Origin of the sequence: Nocardioides sp. NPDC006273, from assembly GCF_040613495.1 — a bacterium.
Classification (GTDB): domain Bacteria; phylum Actinomycetota; class Actinomycetes; order Propionibacteriales; family Nocardioidaceae; genus Nocardioides.
Genome location: NZ_JBEXSD010000001.1, coordinates 200,295 through 222,501, shown reverse-complemented (window position 1 = coordinate 222,501; position 22,207 = coordinate 200,295). Strand labels below are relative to the sequence as shown.

At 69.1% G+C, this 22,207-nt stretch carries 26 protein-coding genes; 6 read left to right on the top strand and 20 right to left on the bottom strand.

The features are described 5' to 3' along the window. Positions 1-156 precede the first annotated feature (156 nt). From ABZZ22_RS01055 to ABZZ22_RS01015, 9 genes are all read right to left on the bottom strand, one after another. Entirely contained in the window at positions 157-567 is a 411-nt protein-coding gene (locus ABZZ22_RS01055) for a DUF3037 domain-containing protein (RefSeq protein ID WP_354925913.1), read from the bottom strand. Continuing rightward, entirely contained in the window at positions 567-1,349 is a 783-nt protein-coding gene (locus ABZZ22_RS01050) for a HipA family kinase (RefSeq protein WP_354925910.1), read from the bottom strand. Before ABZZ22_RS01050 ends, ABZZ22_RS01055 begins: the two co-directional genes overlap by 1 nt. 79 nt (positions 1,350-1,428) lie before the next feature. Continuing rightward, positions 1,429-2,271 carry a PPK2 family polyphosphate kinase gene (locus ABZZ22_RS01045; RefSeq protein WP_354925907.1) on the bottom strand — a complete coding sequence of 281 codons (843 nt, stop codon included), beginning with the start codon at positions 2,269-2,271 and terminating at the stop codon, positions 1,429-1,431. Positions 2,272-2,302: 31 nt separating this feature from the next. Beyond that, positions 2,303-2,998, bottom strand: coding sequence for a GNAT family N-acetyltransferase (locus ABZZ22_RS01040; protein WP_354925904.1), 696 nt, complete (start codon positions 2,996-2,998; stop codon positions 2,303-2,305). A gap of 23 nt (positions 2,999-3,021) precedes the next feature. Then, a complete protein-coding gene (locus ABZZ22_RS01035) occupies positions 3,022-3,522 on the bottom strand; it encodes a phosphoribosyltransferase (RefSeq protein ID WP_354925901.1) in 501 nt (166 codons plus the stop codon). Next, positions 3,519-4,100 carry a regulatory protein RecX gene (locus ABZZ22_RS01030; RefSeq protein WP_354925898.1) on the bottom strand — a complete coding sequence of 194 codons (582 nt, stop codon included), beginning with the start codon at positions 4,098-4,100 and terminating at the stop codon, positions 3,519-3,521. The genes ABZZ22_RS01035 and ABZZ22_RS01030 overlap by 4 nt, the downstream gene beginning before the upstream one ends. Positions 4,101-4,287: 187 nt before the next feature. Then, positions 4,288-5,349 carry a recombinase RecA gene (gene recA, locus ABZZ22_RS01025; protein WP_292650005.1) on the bottom strand — a complete coding sequence of 354 codons (1,062 nt, stop codon included), beginning with the start codon at positions 5,347-5,349 and terminating at the stop codon, positions 4,288-4,290. 248 nt (positions 5,350-5,597) lie between these two features. Next, on the bottom strand, positions 5,598-6,185 hold the full coding sequence (locus ABZZ22_RS01020) for a DUF4396 domain-containing protein (RefSeq protein WP_354925895.1): 588 nt from the start codon (positions 6,183-6,185) through the stop codon (positions 5,598-5,600). Between the two features lie 5 nt (positions 6,186-6,190). Next, on the bottom strand, positions 6,191-6,313 hold the full coding sequence (locus ABZZ22_RS01015) for a hypothetical protein (RefSeq protein WP_354925892.1): 123 nt from the start codon (positions 6,311-6,313) through the stop codon (positions 6,191-6,193). 142 nt (positions 6,314-6,455) lie between these two features. Between ABZZ22_RS01015 and ABZZ22_RS01010 the strand changes: the two genes are divergently transcribed. Both ABZZ22_RS01010 and ABZZ22_RS01005 read left to right on the top strand, forming a co-directional pair. After that, positions 6,456-6,917, top strand: a complete 462-nt coding sequence (locus ABZZ22_RS01010) for a DUF6153 family protein (protein WP_354925889.1) — start codon at positions 6,456-6,458, stop codon at positions 6,915-6,917. Between the two features lie 93 nt (positions 6,918-7,010). Beyond that, positions 7,011-7,652, top strand: coding sequence for a DUF305 domain-containing protein (locus tag ABZZ22_RS01005; protein ID WP_354925886.1), 642 nt, complete (start codon positions 7,011-7,013; stop codon positions 7,650-7,652). Between the two features lie 50 nt (positions 7,653-7,702). Here the strand turns inward: ABZZ22_RS01005 and ABZZ22_RS01000 are convergent, their stop codons facing one another. From ABZZ22_RS01000 to ABZZ22_RS00970, 7 genes are all read right to left on the bottom strand, one after another. After that, on the bottom strand, positions 7,703-8,947 hold the full coding sequence (locus ABZZ22_RS01000; RefSeq protein ID WP_354925883.1) for an MFS transporter: 1,245 nt from the start codon (positions 8,945-8,947) through the stop codon (positions 7,703-7,705). A 1-nt stretch (position 8,948) separates the two neighbouring features. Further along, a complete protein-coding gene (locus ABZZ22_RS00995) occupies positions 8,949-9,143 on the bottom strand; it encodes a DUF3046 domain-containing protein (RefSeq protein ID WP_354925880.1) in 195 nt (64 codons plus the stop codon). A gap of 25 nt (positions 9,144-9,168) precedes the next feature. Then, positions 9,169-10,311, bottom strand: a complete 1,143-nt coding sequence (locus ABZZ22_RS00990) for a methyltransferase domain-containing protein (protein WP_354925877.1) — start codon at positions 10,309-10,311, stop codon at positions 9,169-9,171. Between the two features lie 95 nt (positions 10,312-10,406). Next, entirely contained in the window at positions 10,407-11,219 is an 813-nt protein-coding gene (locus tag ABZZ22_RS00985) for an ABC transporter permease (protein WP_354925874.1), read from the bottom strand. A 1-nt stretch (position 11,220) separates the two neighbouring features. Beyond that, positions 11,221-12,051 (bottom strand): ABC transporter permease, encoded by an 831-nt coding sequence (locus ABZZ22_RS00980; RefSeq protein ID WP_354925871.1) that lies wholly within the window; start codon positions 12,049-12,051, stop codon positions 11,221-11,223. After that, positions 12,051-12,965: an ABC transporter ATP-binding protein gene (locus ABZZ22_RS00975; RefSeq protein ID WP_354925927.1), complete on the bottom strand. Its 915-nt coding sequence runs from the start codon at positions 12,963-12,965 to the stop codon at positions 12,051-12,053. The genes ABZZ22_RS00980 and ABZZ22_RS00975 overlap by 1 nt, the downstream gene beginning before the upstream one ends. 71 nt (positions 12,966-13,036) lie before the next feature. Continuing rightward, positions 13,037-13,396 (bottom strand): hypothetical protein, encoded by a 360-nt coding sequence (locus ABZZ22_RS00970; RefSeq protein ID WP_354925869.1) that lies wholly within the window; start codon positions 13,394-13,396, stop codon positions 13,037-13,039. 140 nt (positions 13,397-13,536) lie between these two features. Between ABZZ22_RS00970 and ABZZ22_RS00965 the strand changes: the two genes are divergently transcribed. Together ABZZ22_RS00965 and ABZZ22_RS00960 are read left to right on the top strand one after the other, a co-directional pair. Then, entirely contained in the window at positions 13,537-15,657 is a 2,121-nt protein-coding gene (locus ABZZ22_RS00965) for an AAA family ATPase (RefSeq protein ID WP_354925867.1), read from the top strand. Continuing rightward, positions 15,654-16,238: a GNAT family protein gene (locus tag ABZZ22_RS00960; protein ID WP_354925864.1), complete on the top strand. Its 585-nt coding sequence runs from the start codon at positions 15,654-15,656 to the stop codon at positions 16,236-16,238. Before ABZZ22_RS00965 ends, ABZZ22_RS00960 begins: the two co-directional genes overlap by 4 nt. On the opposite strand, the gene ABZZ22_RS00955 is transcribed toward ABZZ22_RS00960, so the two are convergent. Both ABZZ22_RS00955 and ABZZ22_RS00950 read right to left on the bottom strand, forming a co-directional pair. Beyond that, positions 16,202-16,948, bottom strand: a complete 747-nt coding sequence (locus ABZZ22_RS00955) for an aspartate/glutamate racemase family protein (protein WP_354925861.1) — start codon at positions 16,946-16,948, stop codon at positions 16,202-16,204. The two genes, ABZZ22_RS00960 and ABZZ22_RS00955, sit on opposite strands and share 37 nt — an antisense overlap. 4 nt (positions 16,949-16,952) lie before the next feature. After that, positions 16,953-18,128, bottom strand: a complete 1,176-nt coding sequence (locus tag ABZZ22_RS00950; RefSeq protein ID WP_354925858.1) for an epoxide hydrolase family protein — start codon at positions 18,126-18,128, stop codon at positions 16,953-16,955. Between the two features lie 81 nt (positions 18,129-18,209). On the opposite strand from ABZZ22_RS00950, the gene ABZZ22_RS00945 reads away from it, so the two are divergent. Next, entirely contained in the window at positions 18,210-18,785 is a 576-nt protein-coding gene (locus ABZZ22_RS00945; protein WP_354925855.1) for a CGNR zinc finger domain-containing protein, read from the top strand. Between the two features lie 52 nt (positions 18,786-18,837). Here the strand turns inward: ABZZ22_RS00945 and ABZZ22_RS00940 are convergent, their stop codons facing one another. Then, complete coding sequence (locus ABZZ22_RS00940) at positions 18,838-20,100, bottom strand: HNH endonuclease (protein WP_354925852.1); 1,263 nt, start codon at positions 20,098-20,100, stop codon at positions 18,838-18,840. Positions 20,101-20,638: 538 nt separating this feature from the next. On the opposite strand from ABZZ22_RS00940, the gene ABZZ22_RS00935 reads away from it, so the two are divergent. Next, positions 20,639-21,058: a pyridoxamine 5'-phosphate oxidase family protein gene (locus ABZZ22_RS00935; protein WP_354925849.1), complete on the top strand. Its 420-nt coding sequence runs from the start codon at positions 20,639-20,641 to the stop codon at positions 21,056-21,058. On the opposite strand, the gene ABZZ22_RS00930 is transcribed toward ABZZ22_RS00935, so the two are convergent. After that, positions 20,989-22,134, bottom strand: a complete 1,146-nt coding sequence (locus ABZZ22_RS00930; protein ID WP_354925846.1) for an NAD(P)/FAD-dependent oxidoreductase — start codon at positions 22,132-22,134, stop codon at positions 20,989-20,991. The two genes, ABZZ22_RS00935 and ABZZ22_RS00930, sit on opposite strands and share 70 nt — an antisense overlap. Between the last annotated feature and the right edge of the window lie 73 nt (positions 22,135-22,207).

The window sequence follows — 22,207 nt, the reverse complement described above, 5'->3', positions numbered from 1 at the left end:
GCCTCGACGGCCAGGTCGACGAGATCAGCAGCGTCGGGGAACGGGCCGGACTCGCTGGGCTGGTTCTCGAAGAGCAGGTCGTGGACGAGTGGGCACCGGAGTGCCCACTCGGCCGACGCATTTGACGTCTCGGCCGACGGGGGTGACGTCTCGGCGTCAGGCGATCTGGTGGGCGAAGATCCGGTCGAGCTCGGCGGAGGCGTCGGAGGTGACGCCGCCGTGGACGGGGCCGGGCTGGAGGACGGTGCTCTTCGGGGCCTTGAGAAGGCCGAAGCGTGCCGACTCGTTGTCGGTGAGGGCGCGGATGCCGTACGCCGTGGAGCGGATGCCCGCACCGAATCCGGCGTGGGCGGCACCCGCGCAGATCAGGTCCACCGACTCCAGGGCGGCTCGCACGAGGGACTGGTCGAGGTCGGGGGCGAACGACGCCAGGCGCAGCTCGTCGAGGGCCCAGCGGGCAGCGAGGAACTTCTGCTCGGGACAGTGGACGACGACGCCGACGTTGAGGAACTCCTCGCGCTCAGGTCGGGGTACGCAGCGGAGCACGACGTACTGGTAGGCGTCCATCACGCCTCCCGGGCGGGCTCGGCGACGGGCAGCCACGGACGCCCGCCGTCGAGGCGGGCCCGCAGGAACGCGACGTAGCGCTCGCGCAGCGACTCCGGGGTCTCGTAGCCGGGGACGGTCTCGAGCCACTCGTCGGGCACGTCGGCGAGCACGTTCTCCAGCACCGAGTCGTCGAGCCGCGCGGCCAAGTCATCGTTCTGAGCGAGCGCCTCGGCGGCGTAGGCCCGCAGGATGTGCTCGGAGGTGTCGTACGGCTGGGCCGCGTAGCGAGCCGCGTCGCCGCCGCCCCCGGGCCAGACGTGGTGGAAGTAGAGCGAGGCGCCGTGGTCGATGACGTAGAGCGCGCCGTTCCACAGCAGCATGTTGGGGTTGCGCCAGGAGCGGTCGACGTTGGCGATGAGCGCATCCAGCCACAGGATCCGGCCGGCCAGCGACGGGTCGGGTGAGTAGGCGGCGTCGTAGCCGAACGCCCCGGCCAGGAAGTCGATTCCGAGGTTGAGCCCGGAGCTCACGTTGAGGAGGTCCTGGACCTCCTCGTCGGCCTCGTAGCGCGCGATCTCGGGGTCGAGGTCGAGCACGACCTGGTCCGGCGTCGGGATGTCGAGCGCCCGGCACAGACCGGTGACGATCACTTCGGCGACCAGCACCCGAAGCCCCTGTCCGGCGCCACGGAACTTGCAGACGTAGGTGCCGAGATCATCGGCCTCCACGATCCCGGGCAGGCTGCCGCCCTCCCGGAGCGGGGTGACATACCGAGTCACCCGCACCGTCTCCAGACTCACGCGGCCACATCCGTAGCGCAAGCGTCAGAATACGGACGCGGCCACGTGATGCCTTGATGGCTCGCTCGCTGGCGCTCACTCACGAGATGGTGTCCTCTTCCAGTCGCTTCTTCTCCTCGGCGACGTCGAAGGTGGGCGCGGGCCAGTCCAGATCGAGCCGGTCCAGGGTCTCCAGGAGCAGCTCGCCGATGGCCAGGTTCCGATACCACTTCTTGTCGCTCGGTACGAGGTACCACGGAGCGTACTCGGTGTTGGTGCGCTCCAGCGCAATCTCGTACGCCTCCCGGTAGCGGTCCCACAGCTGACGCTCGTCGAGGTCGCCCCGATTGTATTTCCAGTGCTTGGCCGGATCTTCCAGCCGGGCCAGGAGCCGCTTCTTCTGCTCCTGGGGAGAGATGTGCAGCATGCACTTGAGAATGACGGTGCCGTCCTCGGCCAGCCGCTTCTCGAAGTCGTTGATCGCGTCGTAGCGCCGCTCGATCTCCGCAGTGGAGGCGAGCTCGCGGACGCGGCCGATCAGCACGTCCTCGTAGTGGGAGCGGTCGAAGACACCCAGGTAGCCGGGCTCCGGCACCGCCTTCTCGATCCGCCACAGGAAGTCCTGTGCCCGCTCGTCCTCGGTCGGTGCCTTGAAGCTGGTGATCTTCACCCCAACCGGGTCGACGAGCCCGACGGTGTGCTTGAGCACGCCACCCTTGCCGGAGGTGTCCATCCCCTGCAGGACGAGCAGCACCCGCTTGGGATCGTCGCTCTCCTTGGAGGCGAACAGCTTGGTCTGCAGCTCGATCAGCGTCGGGCCGAGCTCGGCGAGCACCTGCCTGCCGGTCTCCTTGTCGGCGCCGACACCCGGCGCGGAGTTGGTGTCGCACTTCCGCAGGTCCACCGGTCCGGCCGGCAGCCGCAGCTCGTCAAGAAGGCTCATGCCCTGACGATAGGGGGCAACCCGCGGCTCGTCAGCCGAGAACGCGTCGCAGATCCAGCGAGCAGCCGACCATCGTGGTCTTCGATCCGTCGGGTTGGGGCTCGTCGAACCAGGTGCCCTGCTCGAAGCCGACCTTGGCGAGCATCCGCAGCGAGGCGGCGTTGCGGTGGTCGGGGGCCGCGAAGCAGGCCGTCGCGCCCGGATAGCGACGCGGGATCGAAGTGAGCCAGACCCAGGCCATCCGCGCACCGATCCCACGGCCCACAAAGGCCGGCTCCCCGATCGCGTAGTCGAAGCCGATCGCGTCCGGGTCCGGGGTGAGCAGCGCGTAGTCGGGCTGCGCGCTGATCCGGTAGTCCTGGCAGAAGCCGATCGAGCGCCCGTTGGCCTCGATCACCCAGAACGTCACCGGCGTCTTGCCGTCGATGTCGGGCCCGTAGTTCTCCGTCACCCATTCGGGCGTCGGCTCACCGTCGACGGCATACCACCGATGCACGTGCTCCGCGTTGAGCCAACGGATCAGGTGTGGCAGGTCGCCGCGGGTCATCGGGCGCAGCGCCACCACGGGCATCGGGTCGGAGGAGAACTCCTTCACCTCTCCGGAGAGGTCCAGAGCGTACGCAGGGCGCCCGGCGATCCTCGTCGCCGCCGCCGCCCAGCTCTCCCCCGGGCGCGTCACCCCACCGAGACGCTGTGTCCCGGTGTGAACGGCGACCGGCGTGAACATGCACCCAGGTTAACGCCGCTGGGTCAGTGGGCCAGACCGCCGCGGCGGTCGACGAGCGGCGGCTGGGAGGACCAGGGGAAGTCGATCCAGCGGTCGGTCTTCTTGTAGACGTAGTCGGCGTTGATCACCGTCCACGGCTTCTCGAAGATCACCGCGGTGCGGGCCTCGGCCACGTGGCCCTCGCAGAAGTCGTGCACGATCTCCAGGGTCTTGCCGGTGTCGGCGACGTCGTCGGCGATCAGCACCTTCATCCCGGTCAGGTCGACGGCCGCAGGCGTCGGCGGGAGCATCATCGGGACCTCGAGACGCTCGTTGACGCCGGTGTAGAACTCGACGTTGACCGCGGACAGGTTCTTCACGTCGAGGGCGTAGCCCAGGCCCATCCCGAGGGCCAGGCCACCGCGTGCGATCGAGAGCACGATGTCGGGCTCGTAATCGCTGTCCACCACCTGCTGGGCGACGTCGCGTACGGCGCTGCCGAACAGCTCATAGGTCAGGATCTCGCGCTCTTGCTGCTCACTCACAGATCGGATTCTGACACGACATCAGCGGCGTCATATTCATCGGCGAGCGAGAGCTCCTCGCGGACGATGGCGAAGGCCACACCGGCACCGTATCCCTTGCGGGCGAGCATCCCCACCAGGCGCCGGGTCTTGGTCTGATCGTCGAAGCGCTCCAGGGACCGCAGCTTGCGCCGAACCATCCGCCGGCCCGCCTCGCGCTCGTCGTCGGGGTCGATCTCGTCGAGCGCCTCACGGGCCACCTCGTCGTCGATGCCCTTGCGGCGCAGCTCCTGGGCGAGGGCGCGTCGGGCCAGGCCCTTGCCCGGCTGTCGGCTGGCGATCCAGGCTCTGGCGAAGGCCTCGTCGTCGATCAGGCCGACCTCTTCGAACCGGTCCAGCAGCCGGGTCGCCAGAGCTGCCGGAACCTCCTTCTTCTCCAGCTTGTCGGCGAGCTCCTTGCGGCTGCGCGCCTGGCCGGTCAGGGCGTCGAGGAGGATCTTGCGGGCGATCGCCTCGTGATCGGGCTCGGGGTCGTTCTTGGGGTCGGCGGGATCCGCGGGGCGGCTCTGTCGTCGACGCGACCGTGTTGGTTTCGACACGGATTCGCTCGTCCCTCGCGAATCCGGCTCAACCGACGGGGAGGACAGGGCTTTGCCGGCCCAGGCCTCGACGCCGAGGGTCACGTCCCCCAGCCAGTCGGGCGCGGGCCGTTCGTCCACCCAGGGGTCCTGGGTGGACGAACGGTTGCGCTCAGACGAAGCCACGGGTCAGTCGGTGCCTGTGGACCTAGAAGTCCTCGACACCGGCGGGCTCGGCCACAGGAGCCGCCTCGCCCTCGGCCGGGGCGTCGACCGTCGGCAGGACGCCGAGCTTCTCCAGGATCCGCTTCTCCAGCTCGTTGGCCAGATCGGGGTTGTCCTTGAGGAAGTTGCGGGAGTTCTCCTTGCCCTGACCGAGCTGGTCACCCTCGTAGGTGTACCAAGCGCCGGCCTTGCGGACCAGGCCGGCCTCGACACCGACGTCGATCAGGCCGCCCTCGCGGGAGATGCCCTTCCCGTACATGATGTCGAACTCGGCCTGCTTGAACGGCGGGGCCACCTTGTTCTTCACGACCTTGACGCGGGTGCGGTTGCCGACCATGTCGGTGCCGTCCTTGAGCGTCTCGATCCGGCGCACGTCGAGACGCACCGAGGAGTAGAACTTCAGCGCGCGACCACCGGTCGTGGTCTCGGGCGAGCCGAACATCACGCCGATCTTCTCGCGCAGCTGGTTGATGAAGATCGCGGTCGTGCCGGAGTTGTTGAGCGCTCCGGTCATCTTTCGCAGCGCCTGGCTCATCAGTCGAGCCTGCAGACCGACGTGGCTGTCGCCCATCTCGCCCTCGATCTCGGCCCGCGGCACGAGCGCCGCGACGGAGTCGATGACGATCAGGTCGAGCGCGCCCGAACGGATCAGCATGTCGGCGATCTCCAGGGCCTGCTCACCCGAGTCGGGCTGGGAGACCAGCAGGGCGTCGGTGTCGACGCCGAGGTTCTTCGCGTATTCCGGGTCGAGCGCGTGCTCGGCGTCGATGAAGGCCACGATGCCACCGGCGCGCTGCGCGCTGGCGACCGAGTGGAGGGCAACCGTCGTCTTACCCGAGGACTCCGGACCGTAGATCTCCACGACCCGCCCGCGAGGCAGGCCGCCCAGACCCAGCGCCACGTCGAGCGCGATCGAACCGGTCGGGATCACCTCGAGCGGAGCCCGGGTCTCATCGCCCAGCCGCATGACCGAGCCCTTGCCGAACTGTCTTTCGATGTTGGCGAGAGCGGCATCCAATGCCTTCTCGCGGTCACCTGCCGCCATGTTCTTTCCTTCCTGAGGGGCAGACTTCTTCCCCTTGCCTGTCGCTTGTCCACGTGTCTTCGTCGTCATCAAGGCAGACGCTAGACGGGACCACCGACAGTTTTGAACGGGACCCTCCGGCACGGTGTCTCACAGCCCTGTTCTGCCTGGGGCGAAAGCGCGAAACACACTCCACCTACCACCACACAGTAGCCCGAACAAGCGTTCGATGTGAACACTTGTTCGGGCGTGTCGAGCCTGCCGGATCCTCAGTGACCCTGCATCTCGACCTGCTCGGCAGGGGTCGGGTCGCCGGCGACCGCGTCAGCGACCGCGACCGACAGACCGCCGAGCATGAAGGCGACGATCACTGCAGCCAGGGCACCGCTCGAGAACGAGGGAAGGTAGCGCCGGAAACCCTCCTGGACCGGCGCCGCACCGTGGTACTGGTGCGTCAGCGCATGTCCCTTGCCCCGCTGGAGCAGGTATCGATTGACCGGGAAGGCCGCCACGAAGGCGACCGAGAGGGCGATCATCATCGCGAGCCAGAACACCACGTTGACCAGGCCGGCCTCCATGGCCCCGGGGATGAGCGCCATGACCAGGTTGTCGACCAGCTCCATGGTCGCGATCGAGAGGGTGTCGGCCGCGAGCACCACGCTGAACGCCGCACCGACGGCCAGGCCCGACTTGAGCAACGGGAGGGTCGAGAGGGCATACCCGAAGGCGAACGCCAGCGAGACCGCCAGGGCGATCGTCCAACCCGTGCTGAGCCCGATCGCGGTGCCGATCATCAGCCCGGCGATCTCACCGATCGCACAGCCGGTGAGGCAGTGCAGCGTGGCGCTCGCAGCCATGGCGTTCACCCCACCGCCGTGCCCGGCGTGTCCCCCATGGTCGCCATGGCCGGCATGGTCGCCATGACCTTCATGCGTCGAGTGCTGATGTCCTGCGTGGTCATGTCCGGCATGCAGGTGCTCGTCATGCGACGTCATGTCGCTCCCTTGCTCGATCGTTCGGAATCCCCTTCACCATGATTCATACCCCATAGGGGTATGAATCACAAGCGATGATCGGGTCACGAGCCCGCTTTGTCCGCCGGTGATCGACTGCTTAGGGTGTGCTGTGTGTGGACGGCAGCACGACGACGGCAGCGGATGACCGGGATGGTCGTACGCGGCGGTCTGCTCGCAGCGGTCGTCGTCACGGTCGCCGGCCTGCTGGCCATGCATGCGCTGAGCCTCCACGGCAGCCGCGCCGACGGCGAGCACGCCTCACTGGGCCTGCCGGCCGTCCACGTGGGGCACACCCACGCCCTCGACCACGCCGAACATGCCCGCCACGCCGGCGCCGGAGCACCCGGACACGCCGGAGGCCCCGGAGACCGGGAACACACGGCGATGATGCTGTGCGCTGCATTCCTGCTCGCCGCGGGCGCGCTGCTCCTGAGCAGGTTGTGGCGGCGTACGCCTGTCTGGTGGCTCAGCCGCGTCCACAACTGGTCGCGAACGGCCGGATCCATGCCCCTGATCACCCGTCTGGCGACCGGCCCGCCATCTGCGTGGGCCTACTCCGTCATCAGGTGCTGAGCGGCCTCGACCCAGCCGCGACCCGGGCCACGCCCGCGGTCCAAGCTGGGTCAGTGATGCCCACAAACAGCACCTGACAAGGAGAAACAACAGATGCGTACGCAACGCACCCTCCCCCGCTCGACCCTGGCCGCGGCCGGCCTGGCCGTGCTGCTGACGCTGTCCGCCTGCGGTGGCGACGACGAGGCCGGAAAGCCCCAGGAGCTCTCCGAGACCGAGCACAACAAGGCCGACGTCACCTTCGCGACCGACATGATCCAGCACCACGCCCAGGCGATGTCTATGGTCGACCTGACCACGGACCGCAAGCTCGAGCCTGAGGTCCAGGAGCTCGCGGACGCGATCCGGGCGGCCCAGAGCCCCGAGATCGAGACCATGTCCGGCTGGCTCCAGGAGTGGGGCGAAGAGGTGCCGTCGACCATGCGCGACCACGTCAACGGCGGACACGAGGGCCACGGCGGCGAGGACAGCAGCATGTCCGACTCGATGGAGGGCATGGATCAGGACATGCCCGGCATGATGTCTGCCGAGGAGATGGACGCCCTCGAGAACGCCTCCGACGCCGAGTTCCGGAACATGTGGCTGGAGATGATGATCGAGCACCACGAGGGTGCGGTCGAGATGTCCGAGACCGAGCAGGACGAGGGCCGGTTCAAACCCGCGGTCGACCTGGCCGGGACGATCATCGAGTCCCAGACGAAGGAGATCGACACCATGGAGAAGCTCCTCGGCTGAGGATGCCGACAGGGCAGGGCCGCCAGCGGCCCTGCCCTGTCGCAGGTGTCTCAGGCCGACCGACGCCCCACGTACGCAGCTCCGAACAGCACCACGACCAGCACGATCGCGCAGAGCGCGAGCGCTGGATATCCGGCCACGTCGACGACGACCCCGGACAGGGCTCCCGCGGCGGCAGCGGCGACGCCCATGATCAGGTCGGCGGTGCCCTGGACGTCGGCGCGCACCTCGAGCGGGGTGTGGTCCGCGACCGAGGTGGCTGCCGCGATCGTGGCCAGCGACCAGCCGAGACCGAGCAGGAAGAGCCCGACGAAGATCCGCCCGGAGCTGCCCTGCGGCGCCGCGGCGCACAGCACCAGGGCAACCAGGAGCACCCCGCCGCCGAGCGCCATCACGTCGGCTCGGCCGACGCGGTCGGCGAGCCAGCCCGCGACCGGAGCGAAGGCGAACATGCCGAGGACGTGCCCGCTGATCACCAGCCCGATGACCTCCAGTCCGGCGCCGCCGTGCTCCATGTGGAGCGGGGTCATCACCATCACCGCGACCATCGTGGCGTGCGCCGCGGCCTGTCCGACCACCGCCGCTGCGAGCGCGGGACGCTCCCGGATCACGGCGAGCGCGCGGCGCCAGCTCGTTCCCTTCGGCGCCTCCGCGGGCGGAGCGCCCTCCCGGGCGACCAGCAGCGGATCCGGTCGCAGGAAGACCCCGACCACCAGCGCTGCCGCCAGCATCGCGACCGAACCGAGGGCGAACGGCCCGGTGAGCACCGGGATCCCGACGGCATCGGTGAAGAGCTCGGCGACCCCGGTCAGGTTGGGCCCGATGACCGCGCCGAACGTCGTCGCCCAGACCACGACCGACAGCGCTCGCGCGCGGCTGGTCGCAGGAGCCAGGTCGGTGGCCGCGTAGCGGGCGCCGTTGTTCGCCGCGGTGGTCGCGCCCAGCAGCACCGCGCCGACCAGCAGCAGCGTCATCGAGCCGACCACGCCCGCCAGGACAGCCAGCAGGCCCCCGGCCGCACCGAGCAGATAGCCCGCCAGCAGCCCGACCCGGCGCCCGCGGGCGTCCATCACCCGCCCCAGGACGTACGCGGCCACCGCGGCGCCCAGGACCTGGGTCGTCTGGGAGAGGCCCGCCATCGACTCCGAGCCGGACAGGTCACGCGCCAGCAGGGAGGCGGTCGCGATGCCGATGGTGATGCCCATCGCGCCGACCGCCTGGGTGGCGACCAGGGTGAGGATGGTGCGCTTCTGGACCGCCGCCGTCGAGCGCGGAGCAGCGAGGCCCGAGGTCATCTCACCGCTCCCGCGCCGGCAGCTCCAGGGTCTTCCAGACCGCGGCCCAGACCTCCTTGGGCGGAACCCCGTCGTCGAGCGCTTCCTGCGCGGTGCGCCCGCCCAGCTCGCCCATCACGAACTGGCGCGCCCACGCACGCGCATAGCCCGCGCCGAGCGCGTCTTCCATCCGGGACCAGAACTCCGTGTGCCTCATCGCCCCGAATGCTACTCAGCCACTGTCAGCCGCGCCGACGGGCGAGGACATCGAGCCAGACGTCCCCGAGGGGTCCGTCGGCATGCCCGACCTCGAGCACGTCCCAGCCTGCCCGGTCCAGCGCCGCCCGGAGCTCTGACTCACGCCAGTAGACGAAGAGACGGGGAGCCTCGACGTGGCCGCGGTTGATCCATTCCTCTCCCTCGCCCTCCTTCAGCGACACGTGCAGCGCACCGCCAGGACGGGTGACCTCGGCCAGCCTGCCGAGCACGGTCCCGAAGTCGTCGCGGGCCACGTGCAGCAGCGTCGCCGAGGCCCAGACCGCGGCGTAGGGGACATCGGGGTGGACCGGATCACGCAAGTCGTCGGTCAGCGGGTCCAGGCAGGCCGCGGCGTGGCCCTGCGTCCGCAGGTGCGCCACGAACCCCTCGCTGATGTCGGTACGCCGCACCCGCACTCCCCCGGCTTCGAGGGCCTTCGCGTCGTGGCCGGGCCCGGTGCCGATCTCGAGGACGTGGTCGCCCGGCTCGAGCTCGGCGAGGAACCGGTCGAGGAGAGAACGGTTCTCCTCGGAGAACGAGCTGCTCTCGACGTACGTCGCGACGCTGGCGTCGTAGGCGGCGACCGTCGCCCGCTTGGCTGCCGCGCGTACGTCCCACAGGTGGTGGACGACGTCGTGGAGGTGGTAGCGGCCCAGCGACTCGACGCTGAACACGTCGCCGTTGGAACGCGTCCCGCGACGGCCCCACGCGTCCGGCGGGACCTTCTCGTAGATCGTGGCCACCTCGTCGGCGGCGTCCATCAGCTCCTCGGCCACGACCGCCGGGTCCTGGCCGGCGTAGTCGCCCTCGACAGCGGCCGCGTCCTGGTCCCAGTTGGCGAACCGCGGCTCGTCCTCGGTCAGCATCTGCCGCACCCGCTCGCCGAAGATGCGGTGGACGTCGCGTACGTGTGCGGCGTACTCCAACGCCGACCAGACCCCGGGCCGAGTGCGGTCGCGCGCATTGTCGGCGGCGAGGTGGACCTCCCAGTAGGTCGCGTTGTCCCGCACGATCTCGGGGAGCCGGTCCGCGGTCACCGCGCCGGCGACGAAGCCGCACTCTGGGCAGGGCCGATCGAGGACCCAGGTCCAGTCCTTGGTGTCGGGCTCGATCGTCTCGAGCTCCACTTCGGCAGGCGCCTCATATGTCATACGTCAATCTTGACGGTCCACCGAGGCCGTCACGAGGGAGATCCTGCCCTTGAGACGCGAGTTGCTGCCGCTCAGGTGAGGAGTAGGGAGTCAAGCCGCCGTCGCACGACCACGAGCCCGATCGCGCCGAACGCCAGCAGGTAGACCACCGAGACCAGCGATCCCCAGGACGGCACCCCGAGCGTCAGCTCCCGGCACAGCACGACACCGCGGTAGAGCGGGGTGAACTCCACGATCCAGCGCAGCCACTCAGGGTAGGCCGTGATCGGGAAGAACGTGGCGCTGAACAGGAACATCGGCATCATCGCGAGGGTGACCTTCTCGAAGTCCTGCCAGGAGCTCATGTAGGTCGTCAGGGCCATGCCCACGGCTCCGAAGGCCGACCCGATGAGCAGCGCGGCCGGCACCACCAGGAGCGCCCACCACGAGTGGACCAGGTCCATCGCCACCATGATCAGCAGGAAGGCGGTCACGTAGATCCCGCTGCGCAGCTGGTTCCAGAGGATCTCGCCGATCGCGATGTCGGCGGTGCGCAGCGGCGTTGCCAGCATCTGGTCGTAGAGCTTGTTGTACTTCAGCTTGAAGAAGAAGTTGAAGGTCGCATCCAGCAGCGCCCCGTTCATCGCCGAGGCCGCGATCATTCCTGGAGCGACGAACTCGCGATAGTCGACCGGCTTCCCGGCGTACTCGAAGCCGACGACCATCGCGCCCACGCCGATGCCGATCGAGAACAGGTAGAAGACCGGCTCCAGGAACCCGGTGATGAACACCAGCCAGGCGCGCCGGTAGACCAGGATGTTGCGCCACAGCAGCATCCGAGCGGCCTCGCCGCCTCGCAGCGGCCGGGCGACCGTGGTCCCCAGGGCAGCGTTGAAGAGCGCCATGTCAGGACACCAGCCTCTCGCCCAGCCGGCGCACCGCCAGCCACCAGCACACCCCCGCGAGCACGCCGAGATAGCCGACGTGAATCGCGGCCAGGGCCCAGTCGATCTCCCCCAGCGCGAGCATCCGGGTGAGGTTCACGCCTTGCCACAGCGGCGAGGCCATCGCGATCTTCTCCAGCACCGGACCGAGGTTGGCGACGGGGAAGAAGGTGCCGGAGAAGAGGGTCAGCGGGATCATCCCCAGCCGGAAGATCAGCGCGAAGGACTCCTCGCCCTTGATCGAGAGCGAGAACAGCATCACCGGCGTGCCGAAGGCCAGCACCACCAGCCCCTGGACCAGCCACGCCACGAGCACGCCCCACCACGTCTCGAAGACCCCGAACGGGGTCAGCACCAGCAGGAAGACACCGCAGGCGAACAGCGTACGCAGCATCAGGAAGCCCATCTGGGCCAGCACTATGTGGGCGGCGGTCAGCGGCGAGGCGATCATCGAGAAGTAGATCCGCTGCCACTTGACCATCCCGTAGACGGGATAGGTCATCTCGGAGAAGGCGATCGTCATCGCATGGGCGGCGACCATGCCCGGCGCGACGAACGCCAGATAGGAGTCGGCGCCTTCCAGCGTGGTCGGGTCGGCCTCAACGAAGCCACCGAGCAGCACACCCAGCGCCAGCACGTAGAAGAACGGCGTCACGAAGGTCGTGATCACCCCGCCCTTCCAGGTGCGCGCCAGGACGGTGAGCCAGTAGTCGCCCATCCTCAGCGCACCGGAGACCAGCCCCGAGGGCGCGGTCGGCGGGGTGGCCGGCCCCGAACCGGCGTAGTCGACCATCAGTCGACCAGCGTCCGACCGGTGAGGTGCAGGAAGACGTCCTCCAGCGACGCGCGCCGCACCAGGGTGGCCACCGGCGCCAGGCCACGGCTGTGGACGGCCTCGATGACCGACTCGCCGTCGTCGCTGTAGAGCAGCAGCCGGTCGGGCAGCACCTCGATCCGCTCGGCGAGGTCCTCCACCTTGGCGGCCAGTGCCTCGTGCTCGCCGACGCCGAAGCGCAGCTCGGCGACCTCACGGGTGGAGTGCTCCTGGATCAGCCCCAGAGGCGTGCCGTGGGCCACGATCCGGCCCTGGTCCATGACCACGAGCTCATCGCACAGCTGCTCGGCCTCGTCCATGTAATGGGTGGTCAGCAGCAGGGTCACGCCCGCCTGCTTGAGCCGGAACAGCCGGTCCCAGATGACGTGGCGGGCCTGCGGGTCCAGCCCCGTGGTCGGCTCGTCGAGGACCAGGATCTCGGGCCGGTTGATCAGGCTCCGGGCGATGGTGAGGCGTCGCTTCATGCCGCCGGAGAGGTCATCGACCTTCGCCCTGGCCTTGTCGGTGAGCTGGACGAAGTCGAGCAGCTCCTCGATCCGGCCCTTCACCTCGGCTCTCGGGAGCCCGAAGTAGCGGCCGTAGACGTAGAGGTTGTCGTAGACGTTGAGCTCGACGTCGAGGGTGTCCTCCTGCGGGCACACCCCCAGACGCGCCTTGATCTTCGGCCCGTCCTTGGCCGGATCCATCCCGAAGACCCGCAGCTCACCCGCGCTCGGCGGCGAGACGCAGCAGATCATCCGCATCGTCGAGGACTTGCCGGCGCCGTTGGGCCCCAGGAAACCGAAGGCCACGCCTGGCCGCACCGTCACGTCGATGCCGCGCACCGCCTCGAAGTCGCCGAAGGACTTGCGCAGCCCGCGCGCGGAGATCATCAGGTCTTCACCCACGTCGGCAAAGACTAGACGCGGGCGCCGACAGTTTCGACCGAGTTCCGACTCGGCGCCTACTTGCCCTGCTGCTTCTGGCGCCGGTTGTAGTCGCGCATCCGCTGCGGTACGCCGACCACCGCCGCGTCGTAGGACGGGACCTGGTGCTGATTGGCGAACTTGTGCGCCCACTGCGGCGACGGCACGCGCCGCCTGGTCCACTCGCCGTCGTGCGCGACCAGCAGCAGCGTCACCTCGCTGACGACGGTGCGCGGCTCGACGAACCCCTCGACACCGCGCCGGGTCGTGACGAACTGCTCGAGATGCTTCTGGTCGGTGGAGTCCGCGGCGCGCACCCTTGTGGATCCGGTGTAGCTCTCGCCTGTCGGACGGCTCATGCGCGTCTTGCGGCGTCGGAAGCGATCGAACAGGCTCACGCGCCAATTGTTGCATCCCGGTGCCCAACGCAGGTCCGGATAAACCTGTTGGGCACCGGATCCGCGGTCGCCTATGTTGGAGCCTTTGACCCTGCGCCCCCAGCGAACCCTGCCGCCGACGGAGAAGCGATGAACCAGCCATGCCCATAGACGGGACCCACTCCCCCGACGGTCTCGACGATCTCGACGCCGAGCGCGAGCATCTGGCCGCCTCCCGGCGGGACCTGGCCCGGATGCGGCGGCGGGTGGAGTCGCTGGACTCCTCCACGGCCGGCAACTGGGTCAGCGCCGAGATCCTGGACGCCACCCTCGCCCGACGTCTCGAGCAGCTCGCCGACGACCCGGAGGTGCCCCTCTTCTTCGGTCGCATCGACCGGGCCGCTGCGGTGGGTGGTGAGCCCGGGGCGGAGCCCCTGATCGAGCAGAGCCACATCGGCCGGCGGCACATCTCCGACAGCGCGGGCGACCCGATGGTGGTCGACTGGCGCGCTCCGGTCAGCGTCCCGTTCTATCGGGCGTCGCGGACCGAGCCGATGGGGCTGGCGCGAAGGCGTCGTTACGGGTTCTCCCACGGCGAGCTGACGGCGTTCGAGGACGAGTCGCTGATCGACGGCGGACCCGAGCAGCAGGAGCACTCGGCGCTCCTCGAGGCCGAGATCGAGCGGCCCCGCGTGGGACCGATGCGCGACATCGTCGCCACCATCCAGCCCGAGCAGGATGTCCTGGTCCGTGCCGACCTCTCGCAGACGATCGTCGTGCAGGGTGCGCCCGGCACCGGGAAGACCGCGGTGGGGCTGCACCGCGCGGCGTACCTTCTCTACGCGCACCGCGACCAGCTGACCCGTCGAGGGGTCCTCATCGTCGGCCCCAACGCCTCGTTCCTGCGCTACATCCGCGACGTGCTCCCCGCCCTCGGCGAGATCGAGGCCAAGCAGGCGACGATCGAGGAGCTGGTCACCAAGAATGGGCAGAGCCACGGCGCCCTTCGGGCGGAGGAGCCCGCTTCGGTGGCGACGCTGAAGGGCGACGTACGCATGGCCGAGGTGCTCCACCGGGCGGTCTGGTCGCATGTCGGTGAACCGGAGGAGGCCTTGGTCGTCCCGCGCGGCTCGCGGCGGTGGCGGGTGCCCACCTACGAGGCGCGCGAGGCGCTGGAGGGGCTGCGCGCCAACGATCTGCGGTACGCCGCGGGCCGGGCGCTCCTGCCGCGCGCGCTGGCCCACCGGGTGCTGGTGCAGATGGAGCGGTCGGGTGACTCACCCGACGACCGGGTGCACGACGCGGTGGCGCGGGCCAAGCCGGTCAAGGACTACGCGGCCGTGCTGTGGCCGGACCTCAAACCGGCGAAGGTGCTCTTCCGGCTGTTCACCGACGCGACCTGGCTGGCGGAGGTCGCTGACGGGCTGCTCTCGGAGTCGGAGCAGGAGACGCTGCTGTGGGCGAAGCCGCCCCGGTCGGCCGGCGCGGCGCGCTGGTCGCTGGCCGACCTGGTGCTCCTCGACGAGATCGCCGACCTGCTCGACCGGACACCGTCGGTGGCCCACATCGTCGCCGACGAGGCCCAGGACCTCTCCGCGATGATGCTGCGCGCCCTCGGCCGCCGCTCGACCACGGGGTCCCTGACGATCCTCGGCGACCTCGCCCAGGCGACCACGCCGTGGGCATCGTCGTCCTGGACCGACGCGCTGACGCACCTGGGCAAGCCCGACGGACATGTCGAGCAGCTGACCCGCGGCTTCCGGGTGCCGGCCGACGTGATCGCGTACGCCGCCCGGCTCCTCCCCCACATCGCTCCCGACCTGGAGCCGCCGGTCGCGGTGCGCCGGGCGCGCGGCGACCTCACCTTCACGACCTCGTCGGTGGTGGCGGCGCTCGAGGACGCCCTGGGACGCCCTGGCTCGGTGGGGCTGATCGTGCCTGACGCCTCGCTGGCGGAGGTGCGCGCCGAGCTGACCGAGGCGGCGCTCGCCTATGCCGAGATAGGGGTGCCCGCCGACGAGGAGACCGAGTTCGACGCCCATCTCGACCTGGTCCCCGCCTCGCTGGCGAAGGGGCTCGAGTTCGACCACGTGGTCGTCTCCGACCCGACGGCGATCGTCGCCGGTGAGCCGGACCGTGCCACCGGACTGCGCCGCCTCTACGTCTGCCTCACCCGCGCGGTCACCTCCCTGGTCGTACGCCACGACGCCCTCCCCGATGAGCTCGGTCCCGAAGAACTCGGTGGCGTCCTGGATCCGGTTGATGCCAAGGTTGGCACATGATCGACACCCGCCCTGATCTGCTGGGGAAGGCCGAGTGGCCGCTGCGCACCGAACGGCTCGTGATCCGTCGGATGACTCTCGCCGACATCGAGCCGACCTGGGCCTTCCGGAGTCTTCCCGAGGTGTCCGAATGGGTGACGAGCGCCTTCTCCGACATCGACGCCTATCGCAAGGTCTTCGAGCGCCCCGACGTCCTCGAGTCCAGTCTGGTGATCGAGCACGACGGCGCCATCGTCGGCGACCTCATGCTGCTGATCACCGACCCCTGGTCACAGACCGAGGTGCGCGAGCAGGGCAACGGCACCCAGGCCGAGCTCGGCTGGACCATCGCCCCCGCCCATCAGGGCAACGGCTACGCCACCGAGGCCGTACGCGCCCTGCTGGGCGTCTGCTTCGGCCCCCTGGGTCTGCGACGCGTCGTCGCGGAGTGCTTCGCCGACAACGAGGCCTCCTGGCGGCTCATGGAGCGCCTCGGGATGCGCCGCGAGTCCCACGCGATCAAGGACTCCCTGCACCGCACCCGCGGCTGGCTCGACGGCCTCTCCTACGCGCTCCTCGCCGAGGAGTGGCCGCAGCGCTGATCTCGGGGGCTGATCCCGGGGCTGAGCGCCGCCTCGATCGCGGCCTCGCAGTGCAGCCGGGTCGTCGGAAACAGCGGCACACCCGCGTACGTCTCCATCGGTAGCAGCAGCTCGATCTCGGTGCACCCGAGGACGACGCCCTCGCAACCGTCGGCGACGAGCCGGTCGATGACCTCGAGGTACGCCTGCCGAGAGCTGTCCTGGAACGTCCCCAGGCACAGCTCCTCGTAGATGATCCGGTGCACCGTCTCCTGGTCACGCTCGACGGGAACGGTGACCGCGAGACCGTGGCCGCGGAGCCGGTCGGCATAGAACGGCTGCGACATCGTGAACCCGGTGCCGAGCAGTCCCACGCGCCCGACCCCGGCTGCCTCGACCGCGGCCGCAGTCGTGTCGCCGAGGTGCAGGAAGCGATCCCCGTACGTCTCCTCCAACGCCCCCGCCACCTTGTGCATCGTGTTGGTCGCCAGCACGATCACCTCGGCCCCGGCCTCGTTGAGCGTGGCTGCCTCCTCGGCGAGCCGCTGCCCCGCCCGCTCCCACTCACCTCCGGCCTGCATCTCCTCGATCTCGGCGAAGTCCACCGACCGTACGAGCAGATCCGCCGAGTGCAGCCCGCCGAGCCGCTTCGCGGCGATCTCGTTGAGCAGGCGGTAGTACTCCGCCGTCGACTCCCAGCTCATCCCGCCCAGCACACCGATCCGTCGCATGCCCTCAGTGTCCCCGAGCGGCCAACACGGCCGCGAGGCCTTCTCGCAGGTCCTCGACGAAGAGCTCCGGAACCTCCATCGACGGGAAGTGCCCGCCTCGCTCGGGTGTCCCCCATCGGACGATCTTCCGGTAGCGCTCCTGTGCCCAGGGCCGCGGACATCTTTCGACGTCGCGGGGGTAGATGGTGATCGCTGACGGGACGTCCACCCGGAGGTCGGGGTCGAGCGCGTTGTGGCTCTCGTAGTAGATCCGGGCCGCTGACGCGCCTGTGCGCGTCAGCCAGTAGAGGGTGACGTTGTCGAGGATGCGGTCCCTGGAGATGGCCTCGAACGGACTGTCGTCGGAGTCCGACCATTCGGCGAACTTGTCGAGGAGCCAGGCGAGGAGCCCGACCGGCGAGTCGACGAGCGAATAGCCGATGGTCTGCGGCCGGGTGGCCTGCTGCTTCGCGTACGCCGCCCGATGGCGCCAGAAGTCGCGGGTCTCCACCGTCCAAGTCCGCTCCTGCGGTGTCAGCCCCTCCGTCGTCAGCCCTGGTGGGCCTTCCGCGAACGTCGTGTGGATGCCGAGAACGTGGTCCGGGAACCTGCCGGCCAGAACCGTGGTGATGTTGCCTCCCCAGTCTCCGCCGTGAGCCACGAACTCGTCGTAGCCGAGCCTTCCCATCAGCTCCACCCACGCAGCCGCGGTCCTCTCGGTCCCCCACCCTGTCGTGGCCGGCCGGTCGCTGTACCCGAAGCCCGGGAGCGACGGGACCACGACGTGGAAGGCCGGCGCTTCCGGGTTCTTCGGGTCCGCCAACTCGTCCATCACGTCGATGAACCGGACGATGCTGTCGGGCCACCCGTGCGTCAGGACGAGCGGCGTGGCATCCGCTCGTGGTGACTTGCGATGGAGGAAGTGGATTCCCAGGCCATCGATGGCGGTGCGGAACTGACCGATCCGGTCGAGGCTCCTCTCGAAGGGCCGCCAGTCGTACGCGGTGCGCCAGTGCTCCACGACATCGATGAGGTCTGCGAGCGGGACCCCCTGGTCCCAGCGCCTCCGGCCAGAAGCCAAGCGATCGACCGTCTCCGCCTCCGGCAACCGAGCCGCGGCCAGGCGCTTCCGCAGATCCTCGAGGTCGGCCTCGGGGGCATGTGCGTCGAATGCTCGTACGTCGGTGGCCGGGTCAGGCATGAGAACTCCTCGAGATCGTGGAACCGTCTATGCCGGTTCTAACACGGCGGCGTGGCCGCGGCAACCGGTTATGGTGGTTCCATGTCCGCTGGATCCCCCGACTTCCGCCTCGGCAGTGTGCTCGCGACGAGCTTCACCGGGACCCTGTCGGAGCGTCACGGAACCCCCGTGGAGCGCATCCCCACACCGCAGCGACTACTCGACTGGCTAGCCGTCTACGGGCTCGCTGTTGACGCCTGCACCCCTGCCCAGCTCCGCCTCGCCCGAGAGCTGAGAGAGTCGATCCACGCCGTCGCGACAGCGGCCGCCAGCCAGGACTCCCTCCCCGCGACCGCCGTCGACGTGATCAACGACCACAGCGCCCGAGGCCGTGCGACCGCGCTGCTGACGCCCGAGTGCAAGCGGCACTGGCAGTTGAGCTCCGCCTCCACGCTGACGGACGCACTCGGCGTGATCGCCGCCGATGCGATCGCCATCATCTCCGGTGAGCGCGACGGAAGACTGGCGCTGTGCGCGTCACCGACCTGTCGCGCCGCCTTCTTCGACACCAGCCGAAGCCGCACCCGCAGATGGTGCGACATGAACACCTGCGGAAACCGCGAGAAGAAGGCCCGCTTCAACGCGAACCATCGCAAGCACTCGGCCTCAGCGGAGTGACCCGAGGGTGGCGCGCACACCCTTCGCTCCTGTCACTCGAGGAACGGCCGGCTTAGGGGCGGCGGGTGAACCGAACAGTGCCGTCGGGTAGCCGCTCATGAACGTAGGCAGGGTTGTGCGCCAGACGATGATGATGCGGACACAACAGGACCCCGTCCTTCAGGTCCGTTCTGCCGCCCGCAGCCCATGGATCTAGATGATGGGCGTCACACCATTCCGGTGGCATGTCACACCCTTCGGCTTGGCAGCACTTCTGTTGCAACCGGAGTGCTTTGCGCTGGATGGGGACGAAGACCCTGCTCGCGCGACCCATGTCGAGGACTTCGCTGTCGCCGCCGAGGACCCAGGGGATGATGGTGGCGTTGCACGCCATCCTGCGGGCTTCCGCGGCGGTGATGGTGGTCCCGTTGGTCTCGTCGAACCCCAGGATGGCGGTGCCGAGCTCTTTGCGGAGCTCCTCGAGGCCGATCACCACGTTGACCACGGTCGCGTCGCCGCCGTGGCGGGGCAGCGCGGCGGGGTCGATGGTCTCGATCAGGCGAGCGAAGCCCTGGCCCATCATCCGTTCCCACGGCGGGAGCGGAGTGCCTTTGTCGACGAGCTGCTGTTTGCGGGGTTGGGCCCAGGCTTCAACCTGGGTCTTGAACCGCATCCCGATCGAGGTCGGGAGGACCCCGTCGAACCCGACGGTTCCGTCGCCGTTGTCCCACACGCGGAGTGCGGTCTTCTGCTGGGCTCGTTCTTCTTCGGCGAGGAGGGCTTTGGCTTCGGCTTCTTCGAACTGGGCGGGGTCGATCTTGGCCAGGACCCGCTTGCCGGCGATCTGTAGTTCGTTGGCCGTGGCGAGGGTGGCGTAGTCGATCAGCAGCTTCTCGGCCAGGACCAGGTCCTCGCCGGTGGTGATGGGGTCGGCGTGGATCGTGTCGAGGGCTTTGGTGATCACGATGGCCTTCGCCTCGGAGATGACACCGGCAGCGAGGCCGGCGGCGACCAGCTCGTACTTCGTCACAGCGTGGGCGAGCTTGATCTGCGTCCGTGCGGCACCTTTGTCGACCAGCAGCTCGGCACGCATCCACGCGGAGGCGTCCTTGTCGCCGGTCTCGGCGGCGATGTCACCTGAGGCAGCGAGGACCCGCAGCGTCAACGCGGCCTGCTGGGCCTGGAGCTTCTCCACCCGGGCCAGGAAGTCCTTCTTCTGACTGGTGCGCCAGTAGGTCGGGTCCATCGCAAGGAGTTCTTCGAGGGAGGTTTCGATGGCAGCAAGAGAAGATTCGAGAAGGTCGGTGGGGCCGGTGCCCCAGTGGTCGATGCTCATGGCTGCCACCTCCATTCAAGGCGTGTCGTGGTGCCTCTGATTCTACTCCGACTAGGCCTTCTTGGATACCTATCTGTGCAGGTCAAATTTACTTTTAGCGGCGAGCGAACGCCGGCGAACCTGTGGATGGTAAGTGGCCCGAAGGGTCACCCTCCCACCCCACGCGCGTCACCGTTTCCAAGCAAGAATCCGCTGCGCCACACCCGGGCCGCCGCCCCGATAGCCAGCCAGATCTTTTCCCGAGGGAGCCCGGAGTCAAGGACCGCGAAGCGGCCGGCGAAGCCGGCGGCCGAAGGCCGTCCTTTACTCCGGGGTTCCTCGGGAACACTCTCGAAGTCGGGTCGGCGGCCCTGACCGGCCTTCGGGCGAAAGGCTTCCGGCAGGGAGATCTCGACAAGCTCGACCACCGGAAGACCGTCTTGGTCTCGACACGCCTCCGCCCAGCGGCTCCGGCGGCTCGACCAGCGGGGACGAGGTCTCGACGAGCGGGGCAGGAAGTCGACCTGCTCGACCACCGAAAACGGCGTACGGTCAAAGCATGGGAATTCCAATCGCAGACCGCCAAGAACTCCTGTCCCAGCCCCTGATCGCAGCCCTCTCGGTGAGCCGAGAAGACGGGCGAGGCCCCCTGACTGTGCCGATCTGGTACGACTACACCCCCGGCGGCGACGTCTGGTTCGTCACCGGAAAAGACTCGCTGAAGACGAGACTGATCCGGGCCGCGGGGCGATGCACGCTGATGGTCGAGCGGCTGGACCCGACGGTCCGTTACGTCTCGGTCGAGGGGCCGGTACGGATCGCGGGTGCCGCGGAGGGCGACACGGCGGCGATGGCGCGGCGATACCTTCCGCCGGAGGCGGTCGGGCCGTACCTGGCGGAGGCGGCGAACTACCCGCCCGAGGTGACGATCCGGCTGACACCGGAGAACTGGCTCTCCGCGGACCTCGGCGCCGTCTGAGGCTCAACCGTCTGATGATGGGCGAGCTGACGCCTCACCGCGAGCGCCGCGGCTCGGCCCGCGCGGCTGGCCCCGATGGTGCTCGCGGAGGGCCCGTAGCCGACGAGCTGGACCCTTGAGTCGTACGCAGCGGTGACCGCGGTCTGCACGTCGGCCGACCCGCGCAGCAGCGGTATTCCTCCGTGCGAAGATCGCAGATGCAGGGGCGCGAGGTGGGTGACGGCGGGCCGGAACCCGGTGGCCCACAAGATCGCGTCGACCCGTTCGAAGGACCCCGAGTCCTCCCACCGCAGCCCGTCCGGCTCGATCCGGGTGAACATCGGCAGCCGGCGCTCGTAGACCCCGAGCCGGGCGGCCTCCTGCTCCTGCGGGCGCAGCGAGAGCCCGGTGACGCTGACGACGCTCGCCGGCGGCAGTCCCGACTCGACCCGCTCGGCCACCAGCGCGACCGCCTCACGGCCGCGCTCGGCGTCGAAGTCGGTGCGCCACACCGGCTCGCGCCGGGTCACCCAGAGGACGTCGGTCAGCGGCGCGAGCTCGCCGAGGAACTGCACCGCCGAGGCGCCCCCACCGACCACCGCGACTCGCTTACCCCCGAAATGGGCAGCACCCGGATAGTCGTGGGTGTGCACCTGTTCCCCCAGGAAGGTCGAGGCCCCCGGGTAGTGCGGAATGAACGGTCGCGTCCAGGTCCCGGTCGCGTTGACCAGCGTCCGGGTCAACCAGGTCCGCCCGTCGGCCGAGTGCACCGCCAGCAGGTCCCCGACCGACGTGACCGAGGTGACCTTCACCGGCCGCTCCACCGGAAGATCGTGCATCGACTCGTAGAGACCGAACCAGCCCGGCACCGCGACGTTGGCCCGCTCGCCGGACTCCCCCGGCGCCCGCCCGTCCGGGAGGTCGGCCACGCCGTGCACGTCGTGCATGGTCAGCGAGTTCCAGCGATGCTGCCAGGCGCCACCGGGGCGGCGCTCGGCGTCGAGCACGACATGGCGCAGGCCCAGACGGTTGAGGTGATAGGACGCCGACAGCCCGGCCTGACCAGCACCGATCACCACTGATTCGTAGCTCTCCACGGAGACCACAACAACGCACCCGTCTCATCCATGCCCACCGAACCGCTGCGAGAACATGTTCCATTTGACTACC